At 59.9% G+C, this 17378-nt stretch carries 17 protein-coding genes and 1 pseudogene; 8 read left to right on the plus strand and 10 right to left on the minus strand.

The window, feature by feature from the left end; translation table 11 throughout:
* The first annotated feature begins 183 nt into the window (after positions 1-183).
* Positions 184-954, plus strand: a complete 771-nt coding sequence (locus ACXPVS_RS10480) for an SDR family oxidoreductase (protein ID WP_458509861.1) — start codon at positions 184-186, stop codon at positions 952-954.
* Between the two features lie 49 nt (positions 955-1003).
* Here the strand turns inward: ACXPVS_RS10480 and ACXPVS_RS10485 are convergent, their stop codons facing one another.
* The 7 genes from ACXPVS_RS10485 to ACXPVS_RS10515 all read right to left on the minus strand — a co-directional run bounded on the left by ACXPVS_RS10485 (position 1004) and on the right by ACXPVS_RS10515 (position 6138).
* Positions 1004-2137 (minus strand): AGE family epimerase/isomerase, encoded by a 1134-nt coding sequence (locus ACXPVS_RS10485; RefSeq protein WP_458509862.1) that lies wholly within the window; start codon positions 2135-2137, stop codon positions 1004-1006.
* 109 nt (positions 2138-2246) lie between these two features.
* A complete protein-coding gene (locus tag ACXPVS_RS10490) occupies positions 2247-2819 on the minus strand; it encodes a HupE/UreJ family protein (protein WP_458509863.1) in 573 nt (190 codons plus the stop codon).
* Between the two features lie 35 nt (positions 2820-2854).
* Positions 2855-3469 (minus strand): urease accessory protein UreG, encoded by a 615-nt coding sequence (ureG, locus tag ACXPVS_RS10495; RefSeq protein WP_458509864.1) that lies wholly within the window; start codon positions 3467-3469, stop codon positions 2855-2857.
* A 23-nt stretch (positions 3470-3492) separates the two neighbouring features.
* On the minus strand, positions 3493-4167 hold the full coding sequence (locus ACXPVS_RS10500; protein ID WP_458509865.1) for an urease accessory protein UreF: 675 nt from the start codon (positions 4165-4167) through the stop codon (positions 3493-3495).
* Positions 4164-4664, minus strand: coding sequence for an urease accessory protein UreE (gene ureE / locus ACXPVS_RS10505; RefSeq protein WP_458509866.1), 501 nt, complete (start codon positions 4662-4664; stop codon positions 4164-4166). Before ureE ends, ACXPVS_RS10500 begins: the two co-directional genes overlap by 4 nt.
* Positions 4665-4879: 215 nt before the next feature.
* Positions 4880-5512, minus strand: coding sequence for a TetR family transcriptional regulator (locus ACXPVS_RS10510; protein WP_458509867.1), 633 nt, complete (start codon positions 5510-5512; stop codon positions 4880-4882).
* Between the two features lie 155 nt (positions 5513-5667).
* On the minus strand, positions 5668-6138 hold the full coding sequence (locus ACXPVS_RS10515; RefSeq protein WP_458509868.1) for a hypothetical protein: 471 nt from the start codon (positions 6136-6138) through the stop codon (positions 5668-5670).
* A 387-nt stretch (positions 6139-6525) separates the two neighbouring features.
* Between ACXPVS_RS10515 and ACXPVS_RS10520 the strand changes: the two genes are divergently transcribed.
* On the plus strand, positions 6526-8601 hold the full coding sequence (locus tag ACXPVS_RS10520; protein WP_458509869.1) for an AsmA family protein: 2076 nt from the start codon (positions 6526-6528) through the stop codon (positions 8599-8601).
* 21 nt (positions 8602-8622) lie between these two features.
* Here ACXPVS_RS10520 and ACXPVS_RS10525 read toward each other — a convergent pair whose 3' ends face one another.
* The gene (locus ACXPVS_RS10525; protein ID WP_458509870.1) at positions 8623-9549 is read right to left on the minus strand and encodes a LysR substrate-binding domain-containing protein; all 927 of its coding nucleotides are present in this window, start codon (positions 9547-9549) and stop codon (positions 8623-8625) included.
* 121 nt (positions 9550-9670) lie between these two features.
* Here ACXPVS_RS10525 and ACXPVS_RS10530 point away from each other — a divergent pair, with 121 nt between their 5' ends.
* Both ACXPVS_RS10530 and ACXPVS_RS10535 read left to right on the plus strand, forming a co-directional pair.
* Positions 9671-10309 (plus strand): FMN-dependent NADH-azoreductase, encoded by a 639-nt coding sequence (locus tag ACXPVS_RS10530; RefSeq protein WP_458509871.1) that lies wholly within the window; start codon positions 9671-9673, stop codon positions 10307-10309.
* A 190-nt stretch (positions 10310-10499) separates the two neighbouring features.
* Positions 10500-11390 (plus strand): alpha/beta fold hydrolase, encoded by an 891-nt coding sequence (locus ACXPVS_RS10535; protein WP_458509872.1) that lies wholly within the window; start codon positions 10500-10502, stop codon positions 11388-11390.
* Between the two features lie 24 nt (positions 11391-11414).
* Here ACXPVS_RS10535 and ACXPVS_RS10540 read toward each other — a convergent pair whose 3' ends face one another.
* Positions 11415-12302: a DMT family transporter gene (locus tag ACXPVS_RS10540; RefSeq protein WP_458509873.1), complete on the minus strand. Its 888-nt coding sequence runs from the start codon at positions 12300-12302 to the stop codon at positions 11415-11417.
* 96 nt (positions 12303-12398) lie between these two features.
* On the opposite strand from ACXPVS_RS10540, the gene ACXPVS_RS10545 reads away from it, so the two are divergent.
* The 3 genes from ACXPVS_RS10545 to ACXPVS_RS10555 all read left to right on the plus strand — a co-directional run bounded on the left by ACXPVS_RS10545 (position 12399) and on the right by ACXPVS_RS10555 (position 14669).
* A complete protein-coding gene (locus tag ACXPVS_RS10545; protein WP_458509874.1) occupies positions 12399-13193 on the plus strand; it encodes an AraC family transcriptional regulator in 795 nt (264 codons plus the stop codon).
* A gap of 64 nt (positions 13194-13257) precedes the next feature.
* Entirely contained in the window at positions 13258-13563 is a 306-nt protein-coding gene (locus tag ACXPVS_RS10550) for a PsiF family protein (protein ID WP_458509875.1), read from the plus strand.
* Positions 13564-13655: 92 nt separating this feature from the next.
* Complete coding sequence (locus ACXPVS_RS10555) at positions 13656-14669, plus strand: AI-2E family transporter (RefSeq protein ID WP_458509876.1); 1014 nt, start codon at positions 13656-13658, stop codon at positions 14667-14669.
* Between the two features lie 187 nt (positions 14670-14856).
* Here ACXPVS_RS10555 and ACXPVS_RS10560 read toward each other — a convergent pair.
* Positions 14857-16126, minus strand: a pseudogene (locus tag ACXPVS_RS10560) (Hsp70 family protein); the annotation flags it as partial.
* Positions 16127-16423: 297 nt separating this feature from the next.
* Here ACXPVS_RS10560 and ACXPVS_RS10565 point away from each other — a divergent pair.
* A complete protein-coding gene (locus tag ACXPVS_RS10565) occupies positions 16424-17371 on the plus strand; it encodes a DnaJ C-terminal domain-containing protein (protein WP_458509877.1) in 948 nt (315 codons plus the stop codon).
* Positions 17372-17378: the final 7 nt, after the last annotated feature.

The following is a 17378-nucleotide window of genomic DNA, read 5'->3' on the forward strand; positions in this document are numbered from 1 at the left end:
GTGGACCGGCCTGTGGATAAGGTGCGCGTACATAGCTGAAAGCCACGGATGGCAAGGCTTGGCAACGTTTGATCGTTTTTTGTACAGCTTCTGCGGTAGTTGCCGCTGTGGGCAAGGCCGGGCATGCTGCCTGCTGATTTTCTATTCCAGTGGCTGCCGATCAGCCGAAGCAAGGAGAACACGATGTCCAACACCCTGTTTATTACCGGCGCGACCTCCGGTTTTGGTGAAGCCTGCGCCCGTCGTTTTGCCGAAGCCGGCTGGAAACTGGTGCTGACCGGCCGTCGTGAAGAGCGCCTCAATGCGCTGTGCGCCGAGTTGTCGAAGCAGACCGAGGTCCATGGCCTGGTGCTCGATGTGCGTGATCGCAAGGCCATGGAAGAGGCGATTGCCAGCCTGCCGCCGTCTTTCGCCAAACTGCGCGGGCTGATCAACAATGCGGGGCTGGCGCTGGGGGCTGACCCGGCGCCCAAGTGTGACCTCGACGATTGGGACACCATGGTCGACACCAACATCAAAGGCCTGATGTACAGCACTCGTCTGTTGTTACCGCGTCTGATTGCTCACGGTCGTGGCGCCGGCATCGTCAACCTCGGCTCCATCGCCGGCAACTACCCGTACCCGGGCAGCCATGTGTATGGCGCGAGCAAGGCATTCGTTAAACAATTCTCCCTGAACCTGCGCTGCGACCTGCAAGGTACGGGCGTGCGGGTCAGCAATATCGAGCCGGGCCTGTGCGAAAGCGAGTTCTCACTGGTGCGTTTCGCCGGTGACCAGGAACGTTACAACGCGACCTACGCCGGTGCCGAGCCGATCCAGCCGCAAGACATCGCCGATACCATTTTCTGGGTGCTCAACGCGCCGGCGCACATCAACATCAACAGCCTGGAACTGATGCCGGTGAGCCAGACGTGGAGTGGGTTTGCAATTGAGCGTAAGGCTGGCGAGGTTTAAGTTCGCCAATCGGCCTGTCGCGAGCTTGCTCGCGATAGCGATCCATCAATCAGCGAAGATAGTCGGCTAATCCGCGGTAGCAGGTGGCCAAGTGATAAGGCGTGGTCGATGGCATGTCCCGGCGTGTCACGTCACCGTTCTCGTCCCGGCACTCATACCAGCCCCCTGCATGCAGAGAACGCTGCTGCAACGCCTGCAATTGGCGCAGCACCGCGGCCTCGCTGTCTGGCCGCAAGGTCAGGGCACGCAGGTATTCCGCCTGAGCCCAGATTCGCTGCGTAGCATCCCGAGGTGGGCCGTTCGGTTCCAGGTCAAGCATGGCCCGCACAGCACCGGTCTGTTGATCGACACCCAGCTGTTCGGTGAATGCAAAGGCGCGTTCCAGAGAAGCGTGGAGTGTCGAACCGCGCAGCAACGAAGACGACTCCAGCAAAAAGTACCATTCGAACTGATGCCCAGGTTCAAACCAGTTATCCACAGCTGCCAGCGGTTTTTCCATCAACACACCGTGTTGCGGGTCGATAAAACGCTTCTGCATCGCTGTGCATAACTCGATGAGCGCGTCTTGCACGGCGACGTCTTTGCTCACCGACAGCGTGGCGAGGAAGGCTTCGGCCAAGTGCATCAGGGGATTTTGCAGCGGGCCTGATTTGAGCGAAGACCAGTCACGGTCGAGGCTGGCTTCGTACAAGCCGTCGCCTGTGGCGAAGCGCTGCGCGAGCACTTTCAGTACGGCGTTGAGCACCGATTCCACCAGCGGTTCGCGAACCTTGTCCCAATAATGCGCGCAGGCGAACAGGATGAACGCGTGGGTGTAGAGGTCTTTGCGCTGATCCAGTGGCGCGCCCTGTGGGTCGACGCTGTAGAACCAGCCGCCATGCTCGGCATCGTGGAAATGCTGCTGCAAGGAACGGAACAGCGCTGCGGCGCGCTCTTCGGCGGCCGGTACCTGGCCGATCAGGCTGGAAAACAGGTAAAGCTGCCGCGCGCAGGCCATGGCCCGGTAGCGTTGGGGCGGCAGCGGTTGGTGCTCGGCGTCCAGCGCTTCATAGGGCAGCGCCATGTCGGCATTCCAGCCGGGCCCTTGCCAGAGCGGCACGATCACGTCCTGGAAGTGCTGTTGCACCGAAGCAAACAGAGCGGTCAATTCAGGCTGGGAGGCAGAGCGGGAAACAGGCGGCATTGGCTGGCGTCGTCACGGCAGGGTTGATTGCGCGACATGTTAGCAGAGTGAGCGCGCCGGGCTGCATTCCCACGCAGAGCCGCGGAACGTGGGAACGATCCTGGCTGACTTAGCCCGCCAACAACCACACGCCAGTCGCCGCCGAAGCCGCACCCGCCAGTCGAACCAACGGCGCCGCCGCTTGCGGCAACCCTCGCACTACGGCGTAACCCAATCCATGCAACGCCGCCGTCGCCGCTACAAAACCCGCCGCATACGCCCAGGGGCTGGACAGCTGCGGCACCTCCAGCCCGTGCGCCACCCCATGGAACAGCGCAAACAAAGCGGTTGCCGCAACGGCGAGGCCCAGTGGCGGTCGCACGGCCAAAGCCACCGCCAGACCCAGCGCCAGCACCGACGCCGCAATCGCGCTCTCCAGCGCCGGCAGGTTCAGCCCTTCAAACCCCAGCAATCCACCGATCAGCATGATGCCGACGAATGTGCACGGCAGCGCCCAGCGTGCAGCGCCTTTGTGCTGCGCCGCCCACAAACCGACCGCAACCATTGCCAGCAAGTGATCGAGTCCACCGACCGGGTGGCTGATGCCGGCGATCAAACCGTTGTCGCCATGCCCCGGGTGAGCGAAGGCAATGGACGGGGCCAGCAGCAGGGTCATGGCGCCCAGAATGCGTTTAAGTGTCATGGATAAGCTTCCTTGTTGATAAAAGTTGATCGTGTTCACGCCGCTGTCAGCAGGCCCTGGCGTTCAATGAACGCGATGATTTGTTCCAGGCCGAGTCCGGTTTTCTGGTTGCTGAAAACGAACGGCTTGCCGTTGCGCATGCGCCGGGTGTCGCTGTCCATCAGTTCCAGGGATGCACCCACCAGTGGCGCGAGGTCGATTTTGTTGATCACCAGCAAATCCGATTTGCAAATCCCCGGCCCACCCTTGCGCGGCAGCTTGTCGCCGGCCGAGACGTCGATCACGTAAATGGTCAGGTCGGACAGTTCCGGGCTGAAGGTGGCAGACAGGTTGTCGCCACCGGACTCCACGAGAATCAGGTCCAGCCCCGGAAAGCGGCGGTTCAGTTGGTCCACGGCCTCGAGGTTGATCGAGGCGTCTTCGCGAATTGCTGTGTGCGGGCAACCGCCGGTTTCCACCCCGATGATCCGCTCCGGCGCCAGGGCTTCGTTGCGCACCAGAAAGTCGGCGTCTTCGCGGGTATAGATGTCATTGGTGACCACTGCCAGGTTGTAGCGGTCGCGCAGAGCCAGGCACAGAGCCAGAGTCAGAGCGGTTTTGCCGGAACCGACCGGACCGCCGATGCCGACGCGCAGAGGTTGTGTGTTCATGTGATTCTCCAAATTAAAAGGCCCTAGGAACGGAACAGGCGGCTGTACTGACGCTCATGGGCCATGCACGCCAAGGACAGGCCGAAAGCAGTGCTGCCATAGTGTTCGGGGTTGATTCGGGTAGCGTTCTGCTGAGCCTCCTGCAGCAGCGGCAGCAGTTTGCTGGTCAGGCGTTGCGCGGCTTGCTGACCCAGCGGCAGGGTTTTCATCAGCACCGCCAGTTGGTTTTCCAGCCAACTCCAGAGCCACGCCGCCAGGGCGTCCTGCGGGCTGATACTCCAGGCGCGAGCGGCCAGCGCCCAGCCCAGGGCCAGGTGCGGCTCGGGACGTTGTTCAAGAAAGGCGCGGGCCGGCGCATCAAGCTCAGGCAAACCGTTGAGCAGTTGCTGCAACGAATAACCCATCTGCCGACTTTCCTGATGCAACTCGCGGGTTTCCCGGCTGGCGCGATGTTCTTCGCAGCGTTGCAGCAGTTCGGCCCAGTTTTCTTCTGCCGCTGCCACACAATGGGCGAGCAGCAATGGCGCTTCGAAACGAGCAAGGTTCAGCAGCAACTGATCACTAATCCAGCGCCGGGCGCTATTGGAGTCGTTGACGCGGCCGGTATCCACAGCCATTTCCAGACCTTGGGAATAGCTGTAACCGCCTATCGGCAACTGCGGACTGGCCAGGCGCAATAGCGCCCAGGCTGGGTTCATAGCCGCACGCCGAACTGGTGCAGTTTCGGCGGGTAGTTAAAGTCTTCGTCGCCGTGACGCGAATGGTGGTGGCCACCGCCGTAGGCGCCGTGTTCCGGCTGGAACGGCGCTTCGATGTGCTCGACCTTGGCATCAAGCTGTTCGAGCATGGCTTTAAGTACGTAGTCGTCGAGCAGGCGCAACCAGCCATCGCCAACTTGCAGGGCGACGTGGCGGTTGCCGAGGTGATAGGCGGCGCGAGTCAGCTCGAAAGCATTGGCGCAAATGACGTGCAGCAGTTGCTCGGCCCGGGCGCAGATGCGGACGATGCGTCCGTCTTCGGCTTGCAGGCACTCGCCGTCATACAGTGGTGGCTGACCGCGCTCCAAAAACAACCCGACGTCTTCACCCTCGGCACTGAAACAGCGCAAACGGCTTTTGCTTCGGGCTTCAAAGGTCAGGTGCAACTCGGCGGCCCAGACGGGTTGAGGGTCGATTCTGCGATGAATCACCAGCATCGGAAGGCTTCCAGCAATGGACAATGCTTAGGCTAGAGCAAGGGGCTTGCCAATCGGGTGATACGTAGGAAATGCCTGACGGAATGGAGGTGGATGATTCAGGAAGTTGCGGGCTTTGGCTGGGATTGGTGCGTGCGGGGAGGGTTGTGCGCAAAGTTGGTGCGCAGGCGGTGCTCCAGATCGTTCCCACGCTGCGTGGGAACGATCATCAGTGGCTACTCAGTGCTGCCGAGTCCCTGCCAATGTTTCAGGCCGATAAAGATAAAGCGCAACTGCTGGGTGATTTTCGCCTGCGGCGTCAGATGCTCGGGCAATGCCTGCGCCGGCGGATCAATGATGTCCGGCAAGGTCGCGAACACGCTTTTAACAATCAGATCAGCCATGACACTCAGGCCGGCAATCTCCAGGTGTTGCAGTTTCGGCATCAAGGACAAGTCGGCCGCCAGATCCGAACTGATGTTTTCACGCAAACGGCCGATGGCCAGCCGTACCGGCAGCGAGCCGCCGTACTGCTCGCGAGCGAGAAACAGGAACTGCGAGCGATTGGCCGTGACCACGTCGAGAAAGATCCGCACCGAGGCATCAATGATGCCGCCCATGACGAACTCGTTGTGGCGCACCAGGCGAATGGTTTCGCGAAAGGTCTGACCGACTTCACTCACCAGCACCAGGCCCAGTTCATCCATGTCGGCGAAATGCCGGTAGAAACCGGTGGGCACGATCCCGGCGGTTCTGGCGACTTCGCGCAGGCTCAGGCTGCCGAATCCTCGGCCGCATTCCATCAAGTGGCGGGCAGCGTCCATCAGGGCGTTGCGGGTCTGTTGTTTCTGTTCGGCGCGGGGCAGCATCGCAAGGGTGTTTTCTGGATAAGACAGCGGCGCACTCTAGCAAATCGGCTTTGCCGGCGTCGAACGACTATCGGGGGATCAAGCGGGGAAGTGATGCCTCTATAACGTCAAAAGCCCAATCCGCAGATTGGGCTTTTTTCAGGGCCACCATGGGCTCAGCTCAAAGCGCTGTTGCGTTCGATGACACGGTCACCACCACCTTCTGCCAGGGTTTGGCCTTGTGGCGTGCGGTCGGAACCGTCAGATGCCAGAGTTTGACCTTGTGGCGTGCGGTCGGAACCGTCAGCTGCCAGGGTTTGACCTTGTGGCGTGCGGTCGGAACCGTCAGCGGCCAGGGTTTGACCTTGTGGTGTGCGGTCGGAACCGTCAGCGGCCAGGGTTTGACCTTGTGGCGTGCGGTCGGAACCGTCAGCCGCCAGAGTTTGGCCTTGTGGCGTGCGGTCCGAGCCATCCTGGGTGATCAAGCCTTTTTCTTTCAGGCGATCATTGCCACCTTCGGCGACGGTTTGGCTGAACACCGAGTGGGCGGATTTGACTTGTGGGGTCGTCTGTTCAGCAGCTGGCAGGGCGAAAGCAGTGCTGGCCAGCATCGAGAGGGTGAGACTAAGCAGTAATTGGCGTTTCATGATGAGGTGCTCCGTAGGAGGGCGGTAAAGTGGGTACGAGGGCAATGCTACTCTCGATAAATCGATATAAAAGTTCATAAACGCAATGGTAATAATCAACGGAATTGATTGTTCCGTGAAACAGCTCTAAATCGGGCGTTTCCGGCGGATGTTTTTGCGCCGTGATGGGTATTTTCGACTCACTTGCGCTTTGTGAAAGTGCGGGTCCGGTAACGCCGGATTGAGGGTGCATCCTGTCGCCGGCCGATTATTTGAGCGTTAAGAGGTATTTCGGTTAAACCTGCGCGCCATTTCCCAGTCCTAGACTCCATGGCAGGCCGGTTCTGGCCTAACGTTTCAAACGTGCGTCGCAGTCAGGGCGCTCAGTCGTATCAGGAGCCCTGTGCAATGACGCGCACTCGTAAAGTTCTTACCTGGACCCTCGCCAGCCTTGCTGTCCTGCTGACCGTGCTGGTTCTGATCATCGTGTTCTTCGATTGGAACCGGCTCAAACCACCGCTGAATGCCAAAGTTTCCGAAGAACTGCACCGCCCATTCGCCATCAACGGCAACCTTGCTGTGGTCTGGCAGCGTGAACCCGACGAGGGCGGCTGGCGCGCGTGGGTGCCGTGGCCGCATGTTGTGGCGCAGGACTTGAGCCTGGGCAACCCGGACTGGTCGAAGAAGCCGCAGATGGTCACCCTCAAGCGCGTCGAGTTGCGCCTTTCGCCCCTGGCCTTGCTGGCGCAGCGCGTGGTGATTCCGCGCATCGACCTCACCGAACCGAATGCCGACCTCCAACGCTTGGCCGACGGCCGTGCAAACTGGACCTTCAAGTTCGCCCCCGAAGACCCGAATGCCGAGCCTTCAAACTGGGTGGTGGACATCGGTGCGATCGGCTTCGACAAAGGCCACGTCACCCTCGACGACCAGAACCTGAAGACGCAGCTTGAGTTGATCATCGACCCGCTGGGCAAACCGATTCCGTTCAGCGACATCGTCGGTGACAACGCGGCGAAAACCGCGTCGGAGAAGGGCGCTGCGCCGCAGGATTATGCGTTTGCGCTGAAGGTCAAAGGCCAATACCACGGCCAGAAACTCGCGGGGGAAGGCAAGATCGGCGGCTTGCTGGCGTTGCAGGACGCGGCTAGACCGTTCCCGCTTCAAGCAAAAGTGAAAATCGCCGACACCCGTGTCGAACTGGCCGGCACCCTCACCGATCCACTGAACCTCGGCGCCCTGGACTTGCGCCTGAAACTGGCCGGCACCAGCCTGGGCAATCTCTATCCGCTGACCGGCGTAACGCTGCCGGATACACCGCCGTACGAGACTGACGGGCACTTGATCGCCAAGCTGCATGAAGTGGACGGTGCCGTGTTCCGTTACGACGAATTCAACGGCAAGATCGGTCAGAGCGATGTCCATGGCAGCCTGGCTTATGTCGCCACTCAGCCGCGCCCGAAGCTGAGCGGTTCGCTGGTTTCCAATCAACTGCTGTTTGCCGACCTCGCTCCGCTGATCGGTGCCGATTCCAACACCCAACAAAAGGCCCGTGGCGGCGAAAGCAAGCAGCCGGCGGACAAGGTATTGCCGGTCGAAGAGTTTAAAACCGAGCGCTGGCACGATATGGACGCTGACGTCGAGTTCACTGGCAAGCGCATCGTCCATAACGAAAAACTGCCGCTCAAGGATCTCTACACCCACGTGATACTCACTGACGGCGTGCTCAGCCTTGAACCCCTGCGCTTCGGCGTGGCCGGTGGCAATCTGGATGCTCAAATTCGCCTCAATGGCCGAACCGAACCGTTGGAAGGCCGGGCCAAACTCACCGCACGCAAATTCAAGCTCCAGCAGTTGTTCCCGACCTTTGAGCCGATGAAAACCAGTTTCGGCGAGCTCAATGGTGATGCCGACATCACTGGCCGTGGCAACTCGGTGGCCAAGCTGCTGGGCAGCGCCAATGGCGATCTGAAAATGCTGATCAACGACGGCGCCATCAGCCGCGAGTTGATGGAGCTTGCCGGGCTCAACGTCGGCAACTATGTGATCGGCAGGATCTTTGGCGACAAGGAAGTGAAGATCAACTGCGCCGCTGCTGATTTCGACATCAAGACCGGGCTGGCGACCACGCGTCTGTTCGTCTTCGATACCGAAAACGCGATCATCTACATCGATGGCACGGCCAACATGGCGACGGAACAACTGGACCTGACCATCACCCCGGAATCCAAGGGCTGGCGATTGATTTCGCTGCGTTCGCCGTTGTATGTGCGGGGCAAGTTCATCAAACCTGATGCGGGTGTGAAGGCGGTTCCGCTGATTTTGCGTGGGGCGGGAATGGTGGCGTTGGGCGTGATTGCGGCGCCGGCGGCAGGGTTGCTGGCGCTGGTGGCGCCGAGCGGTGGCGAACCGAATCAGTGCGCGCCGTTGCTGCAGCAGATGAAGGCTGGCAAGGCGCCAGTCACCGTCAAACCCACCCAGTAGTTCGTTGGTACCAACGCCCTGTTAAATTGAGGCTGCCGGAGGCCGCGATCTTGGCATTAGTCCTGATAGCGCTGCTTCTTCCTGCAACCATGCAAAAAACGCCCGCACCGGCGGATGCCGTTCACGTCCTGGCACGCAGAGGGCGCTGTATCCGGCACCATTGACCTGGATTTCGCCCCTATACGCCACCAGCAAACCATTGGCCACGCTCTCGGACACCAGAATATTGCTCGCCAGCACCACGCCTTGCCCGGCAATCGCCGCTTGCAGGGCGTAATGCTCTTCGTCGTACTCACGAACCGCGGGTTGCCCCGCAAGCCAGTTCTCGCCGGATTGTGCGCACCAGGTCTCCCAGCCGTGGGCGTACAGTTTGGAGTTATGCCAGTGCACGCTGATCAGCGTCGGCGCTCGGCTGGCGGCCAGGGCGACTTGCTCGGGCGAACCATAGACACCGAAGGATTCGTCGAACAGACACAGGCCATAAAGGTTCGGGTAATCGCCGAGGCTATAGCGCAGGACCAGATCGACGCTGGCGTCCTGATGCAAATCGATGACTTCGCAATGGGTATCGAGCCGCAAGCTGATGTTCGGGTGTCGGGCGTAGAACCGGCCCAACCGCGGCACCAGCCACAACGCTGCGAAAGCGGCGGTGGTGGAGATCGTCAGGCTCGCGCCGCTGCGTTGCGGGCGCAAGGTATCGACACTTTGTGCCACTTCAAGTAACGCACCGTGCACGCTGCGGAACAGCCGTTCACCGCAGTCCGTCAGTCGAACTTGCCGTGGCAGTCGTTCGAACAACGGCACACCGAGCCAAGTCTCCAGGGAACGAATCTGATGGGAAACGGCTGTCGGCGTCACCGAGAGTTCTTCGGCGGCTGCCTTGAAGCTCAACAGGCGCGAGGCGGATTCAAAGGCGCGCAGGGCGGTCAGCGGCAGCGAGGCAAACATTGAAACTCCATGGATGAAACCAATTCATCCAGACTGATTTTTGCTCATTTGAAGAGGGGCGGCTACGCGCTTCAAGCTGCAAGCCACAAGCAGGTTGAGTTTAGCCCTACAGGAGATTCAGATGAGCACAATTCTTGCCGTACATGCCAGCCCCCGTGGCGACCGCTCTCACTCCCGGCGCTTGGCCGAGGTGTTTCTTTCAGCCTGGCAGGCGGCCAATCCTCAGTCGCCGCTGACCCGTCGCGAAGTCGGTCGGGCGTTGATTCCTCCGGTCAACGAGGCTTTTGTAGCCGCCGCGTTTTACCCCGAACCCGAGGCGCGACCGCTGTCGATGCAGGCTGACCTGGCGTTCAGCGATGAACTGGTGGGCGAGTTACTCGGTCACGATTTACTGGTGATTTCCACGCCGATGCACAATTTCAGCGTGCCCAGCGGCCTCAAGGCCTGGATCGATCAGATTGTGCGGTTGGGGTTGACCTTCAATCACACCCTGGACAATGGCGTTGCTCAATACGAGCCGCTGGTGCAGGGCAAGAAGGCGTTGATTGTCACCAGTCGCGGCGGGTTAGGTTTCGGGCCCGGTGGAGAGCTTGAGGCGATGAATCATGCCGATCCGTTGTTGCGAACGGCATTGGGATTCATCGGCATCACCGACATCACGGTCGTGGCCGCCGAAGGTGAAGAATCCGAGGCGCGCACCTTCCAGACTTCCGCCGCCGAGGCCGAGCAGCGTTTGCGGGCACTGGCCACGGCGTTCTAGATGGCCTGGCTGTTTTTACTGATCGCCGCCGGCTTGGTGTCGGTCGGATTGATCGTGGCGGGGGTGGTGGGGCTGAAGTAGGGCGGGATGTCATAGACTGGTCTTCGAGTTGTCATCTTCGATGCCGATGCTTGGCTGATAGCTTGCTTTTAGCCTGTCGTCATCTCACTGATCACCAGGACGTTCGCCCATGTCGCAAGGTTCCGCCACGCGTTATCCGTTGGTGTTGGTCCCGGGAATGCTCGGGTTTGTCCGTCTGCTGATTTATCCGTATTGGTACGGGATTATCTCGGCGTTGCGCCGGGGTGGGGCCACTGTGTTTGCGGTGCAGGTCTCGCCGCTCAATTCCAGCGAAATGCGTGGTGAGCAGTTGCTGGCGCGGATCGAGGAGATACTGCGGGAAACCGGGGCCGAGAAGGTCAACCTGATCGGCCATAGTCAGGGCTCGCTCACCGCCCGCTACGCCGCCGCCAAGCATCCGGAACTGGTGGCGTCGGTGACGTCGGTAGCAGGGCCCAATCACGGCTCGGAGCTGGCGGATTACCTGCACAAACACTATCCGGAAGACAGCGCCAAGGGGCGCTTGCTCAGCGTTTTACTGCGGTGGATCGGTGCGTTGATGAGCCTGCTGGAAACCGGTTATCGCGGGCCGAAATTGCCGGTGGATATCCATGCCTCCCATCATTCACTGACGACGGAAGGCGTGGCGCTGTTCAACCGGCGTTATCCACAGGGCTTGCCTGAAACCTGGGGCGGACATGGCCCGGAAGAGGTCAATGGCGTGCGGTATTACTCATGGTCCGGGACCTTGCAGCCGGGCAAGACCGATCGCGGGCGAAATCTGTTTGATGGGACCAACCGCAGTTGTCGGTTGTTTGCCCGAACCTTCGTTCGAGAAGTCGGGCATTGCGACGGGATGGTCGGGCGTTATAGCTCGCATCTGGGGACAGTGATCGGCGATGAGTATCCGATGGATCACTTCGACATCGTCAATCAGTCGTTGGGTTTGGTGGGCAAGGGCGCGGAGCCGGTCCGGTTGTTTGTCGAACATGCTGCCCGATTGAAAGCTGCCGGAGTTTAGACCGCGTTCCGAGGGGGTGTCAGATCAAACGACGCAAGTCTTACGGCCCAATACCGTGGTCCAGCGCTCCGACAAAATCACCCCACCCAACGTCAACATCCCGCCCACCAAGTGATACATCGCCAACTGCTCATGCAGCACCACCGCCGCAATCAGCGCCGTAATCAGCGGCAGCAAATTGAAAAACAACGTGGTTCGGCTCGGCCCCAGGCGGATCACAGCCTGCATCCACGCCAATGGCGCAAGCATCGAGGCCAGCAGGCAGGCGTAAAGCACCAGCGGAATGTTCTGCAGTGTCGGGCCGATCTTCGGTGAGGCGAGAAACAGCGGCAACAGCACCACCACCGCCACCCATACCTGTAAATACAGCAACACCAGCGGCGGCAAACGCAGCTGCCATTTTTTTAGCAGCGTGCTGTAAATCGCGTAGGCCAGGGTGGCGATCAGCATCATCGCGTCACCCAGGTTCACCCCGTGTTCGAGCAGTGCACCAAGGCTGCCGGATGAGACAACCACCAAAACCCCCGCGAGCGACAGCACCGCCCCGACCAGGGCCCCGATGGTCAGGCGCTGGCCGAGGCTAATGATCGCCATGGCCAGCGACATCAGTGGCATCAGCGACAGGATGATGCCCATGTTAGTGGCCGAGGTCAGGCTCGCAGCGAAGTACGCCAGGCTTTGGTAAACAGCCATGCCGAGCACACCGAGCACAAAGATCTTGCCCAGGTTCGGGCGGATCGCTGGCCAGTGGGCGATCACCGGTTTGAGCATGAAGGGGGTGAACAGCAGTCCGGCAAGCAGCCAGCGATAAAAACCGATCTCGGCAGGGAAAATCGCCCCGGCCGACATCTTGGTAATCACGGTGTTGCCAGCCCAAATGAAAATGGCCAGCAGGGGATAAGCGTATTGCATCAGAGAAAACCAGAACGTTAATGAAGAGTGATTATCGCCTGTCTGGATACAAGCCTATACTTCAATCCAGACAACCTGCTCCTGATGACGGACAGCATGAACAGTAAACACATCGATCTGCTCGATTTCAGCGAACTGCCTGCCCCGGTGTACTTCCGTTATGCCGACTTTGATGCCCATCGTTATGCCTCGGCGCACCGTCATCCATGGGGCACGCTGGAGTATTCGGCCCACGGCGTATTGCACATGGAAATCGGCGGCCGCCGCTTTATGTCGCCGCCGCAATATGCGGTCTGGGTGCCGCCGCAGACCGAGCACAGCTTCTACAGCCATCAGCCGATCAACTATCGCGCGGTCTGCCTGGCTCCGACGATGTGCCACGACCTGCCACAACAGGCTTGCACCCTGGCCATCAGCGACATCCTCAAAGCGATCCTCAAAGACTTCGCCGCCCGGGATGTGAAGATTGCGCAGTACGACGCCGACAAACGCCTCGCTCAGGTGTTGGTGGATCAACTGCAACAGGCACCGGTGCATGAGTGTTACTTGCCCTACGCTAGCAGCCCCGGCCTGCTCGGGATTCTGGACGCCTTGCAGGCCGAGCCCGGTGATAACCGGTCCTTGGCGGAGTGGGCCGCGCAGATCCATGTCAGCGAACGCACCCTGGCGCGGCGGTTCGTGCGTGAGTTGGGCATGAGTTTTGGTGAGTGGCGCCAGCGGTTGCGGTTTCTGGCCGCGATCGACGCGCTGGACAGCCAGCGCAGCATTCAGGAAATCGCCTTCGATATGGGTTACAGCACCGGCTCAGCGTTTATTGCGATGTTTCAACGCCAGGCCGAGTGCACGCCGGAACAGTATCGACGCAGTCACCTTCAGACCCGGAGGGTGTAACAGGTGTTGTCTACACTCCAGAGCGAGGCCGTGCTTGTCGGTGCGGCAACAAGGAGAAAACTCCATGAAGATGTTACGTGTCCCTTTGTTGATGATCGGTTTGCTGCTTTGCGCTCAGGGCTTTGCCGCCACCGAGCAACAGAACAAGATGACCACTTGCAATGCTGACGCTACCGCGAAAACCCTCAAGGGAGACGAACGCAAAAACTTCATGAGCACGTGCCTTAAAGCTGCACCCGCCGCCGATGCCGCCAAACCCCTGACGCCTCAGCAACAGAAAATGAAAACCTGCAACGCCGATGCCGCCACTCAAGCGCTCAAGGGCGATGCGCGCAAAACCTTCATGAGCGGTTGCCTGAAGAAAAAATAATCGAGCGTTTACGGGGCGAAGGCATCCGCTCGCTTCGCCGCCGGAACGCTGGCAGACTGCCAACCCTTTTACGCCGTTCGTTTTGAGGCAGTATGCCAACGTTTTCTCAACGTCAAGTCTTGCAACTCATCAGTTGGGTCGTCATTTTCGGCGGTTTGTTGCTGGTGATACCGCTGCGGTTGTTGCCCAGTCTGCTGGCCGGGCTGCTGGTGTTCGAACTGGTCAACATGCTCACTCCGCAATTGCAGCGGCTGATCGAAGGTCGGCGTGCGCGCTGGCTGGCGGTGGCGTTACTGGGAACGCTAGTGGTCAGTGTGTTGACGCTGATCTTTGCCGGTGCCTTCAGCTTTCTGCTGCATGAAGCGGAAAACCCCGGCGCCTCTCTCGACAAATTCATGGGTGTGGTTGATCGGGCGCGTGGACAACTGCCGCCGTTCATCGACGCCTATCTGCCTGCCAGCGCCGCCGAGTTTCGCGTGGCGATTGGCGAGTGGATGAGCAAGCACCTCAGCGACTTGCAGCTGGTGGGGAAGGACGTGGCGCACATGTTTGTGACGCTGTTGATCGGCATGGTGCTGGGGGCAATCATTGCCTTGCAGCGCGTGCCGGACGTGACCAAGCGCAAGCCATTGGCCGCCGCGCTGTTCGACCGCTTGCACCTGCTGGTCCAGGCGTTTCGCAACATCGTGTTCGCCCAGATCAAGATTTCCCTGCTCAACACCTTCTTCACCGGGATTTTCCTAGCGGTGGTCCTGCCGATGTTCGGGGTCACGCTGCCGCTGACCAAAACCTTGATCGTATTGACGTTCCTGCTCGGCCTGCTGCCGGTGATCGGCAACCTGATGTCGAATACCCTGATCACCATCGTCGGTCTGTCGCTGTCGATCTGGGTGGCCGTGGCGGCGCTGGGGTACCTGATTTTTATCCACAAGCTCGAATACTTTCTCAACGCGCGCATCGTTGGCGGGCAGATCAGTGCCAAGTCGTGGGAGTTGCTATTGGCGATGCTGGTGTTCGAAGCCGCGTTTGGTCTGCCGGGGGTGGTGGCAGGGCCGATTTATTACGCGTACCTGAAGAGTGAGTTGAAGCAGGCGGGGATGGTGTAACCACCCAATGGTCGTTCCCGCGCAGAGCGCGGGAACGACACCGCAGGCTCAGTCCATGTTGCCGTAACGCTTCATCGCTTCAATCGCCAAGCCGCTGCCGATACTGCCGAAGATATTCCCTTCCACATGCTGCGCGTTCGGCAACATCGCCGAGACGCTGTTGCGCAGTGCCGGAATCCCGCTCGANCCATGTTGCCGTAACGCTTCATCGCTTCAATCGCCAAGCCGCTGCCGATACTGCCGAAGATATTCCCTTCCACATGCTGCGCGTTCGGCAACATCGCCGAGACGCTGTTGCGCAGTGCCGGAATCCCGCTCGAACCACCCGTGAAAAACACTGTATCCACCTGATCGACTTGCACATTGGCGTCATTCAGTAGCTGGGTCACGCTGTTGCGCACGCGCTCCAGCAAGTTGTCGATGGCCGATTCGAACAGTGCCCGGCTCAACTCCACGCTCAAACCCGGTTCGATGCGGTCCAGCGGCACATGGCGGCTGTCGGCGTGGGTCAGCTGGATCTTGGTTTCTTCCACTTCCATGGCCAGCCAGTGACCGGCACGCTGGTCGATCAGCTTGAACAGACGATCGATGCCGCCGGTGTCTTCGATGTCGTAGCGCATGCTGCCCAGCGCCAGCGTCGACTTTTGCGAGTACACCGAGTTGATGGTGTGCCAGGTCGCCAGGTTCATGTGGTGGCTGGTCGGCATGTAAGCACCGCTCTTCATCCGGCTGCCGTAGCCGAACAGTGGCATCAGGCCCTGCAAGCTCAACTGCTTGTCGAAATCGGTCCCGCCGATGTGCACGCCGCCGGTGGCGAGGATGTCGTCGTGACGGTTGGCGTGGGTACGACGCTCAGGGGACAGGCGCACCAGCGAGAAGTCCGACGTACCACCGCCGATGTCGACAATCAGTACCAACTCTTCTTTTTCAATGGTCGACTCATAGTCGAAGGCGGCCGCAATCGGTTCGTACTGGAACGAAACGTCCTTGAAACCGATGGCGCGGGCCACGTCCACCAGCGTGTTTTCGGCTTCCTGGTCGGCCATTTCATCGTCATCGACGAAGAACACCGGACGACCCAGTACCACTTCCTCGAACTCACGACCGGCGGCGGTTTCGGCGCGCTTCTTCAACTGGCTGATAAACAGCCCGAGCAAATCCTTGAACGGCATCGCCGTGCCAAGGACACTGGTGTCGTGCTTGATCAGCTTGGAGCCCAACAGACTCTTGAGCGAGCGCATCAGCCGGCCTTCATAGCCTTCCAGGTACTCCTGCAGCGCGAGGCGGCCGTACACCGGACGGCGTTCTTCCATGTTGAAGAACACCACCGACGGCAGGGTGATCTTGTCGTCCTCCAGCGCGATCAGCGTTTCCATGCCGGGGCGCAGCCAGCCGACGGTGGAGTTGGACGTGCCGAAGTCGATACCACAGGCACGGGCTGGAGATGCGTTTTTCATGTCTTTCGAGTTCCGGTTAAAAAACGGCCGCGCAGTGTATGTCAGTGCGGCGCAGATTCGAAGGCCGACTATCCGCTAAATCTCAGCGATTAGCGCCTTGATAAGACGGCCCTATGCCCCAAACTTGTCTGCATTGGGCCTGGCAGCCATCGGACGGTCGCAAGAACCGCCCTCCGCTGCCGATAAATTTTTGATGCGCTACCCGGTCACACTCTTGAGATCGGTCAACCTGGTGGCTGCCAATAAGCGCATGCTGGCGGTGGTGGCGCGATTTCGATAACGGATGGTGATCCTTAGATGGACTTCAAAGACTATTACAAGATTCTCGGTGTGGAACCGACCGCGGACGATAAGACGATCAAGGCCGCCTATCGCAAACTGGCGCGCAAGTATCACCCGGACGTCAGCAAGGAAAAGGACGCCGAGTCCAAATTCAAAGACGCCTCGGAAGCCTATGAAGCGCTGAAAAGCGCCGACAAGCGCGCCGAGTACGACGATTTGCGCAAATACGGCCAGCATGGCCAACCGTTCCAGGGCCCGCCGGGTTGGCAGGGGCGTGGCGCAGGTGGTTTCGGTGGTGGTCAGGATACGGGCGAATTCTCGGACTTCTTCAGTTCGATCTTCGGCAACCGGGGTCCTGGTTTTGGTGGTGCACAGTCGGGCCGTAGTGCCGGACGTCGAGGGCAAGACGTGGAAATGGAACTCGGGATTCTTCTGGAAGAAACCCTCTCGAACGAATCGAAGAAGGTCACCTTCCAGGTGCCGCAGTACAATGCTGCCGGTCAGCATGTCAGCAACACCAGCAAAAGCCTGAACGTGAAAATTCCGGCCGGCGTGACCGACGGCGAGCGCATCCGCCTCAAGGGCCAGGGTGCACCGGGCACTGGTGGCGGGGCCAATGGCGACTTGTTCTTGATCATTCGCTTTGCGCCGCACCCCAAGTTCGACGTCGAAGGCGAGGATCTGATCATTACCTTGCCGTTGGCCCCGTGGGAATTGGCGTTGGGCGCCGAAGTTGCGGTGCCGACCCTTACGGGCAAGATCAACCTCAAAGTTCCGGCCGGCAGTCAGAATGGCCAGCGCATGCGTGCCAAGGGACATGGGTTGCTGAACAAGGCCGGTCATCGCGGTTATTTGTTTGTACAGCTCAAGGCGCTCATGCCTAAAACCTCGGACGACGAGGTCAAGGCGCTGTGGCAGGAACTGGCGAAAAAAGCGGCGTTCAACCCTAGAGAAAACTTCTGATCCAAGA

It is taken from the genome of Pseudomonas sp. Ma2-10, from assembly GCF_054330215.1.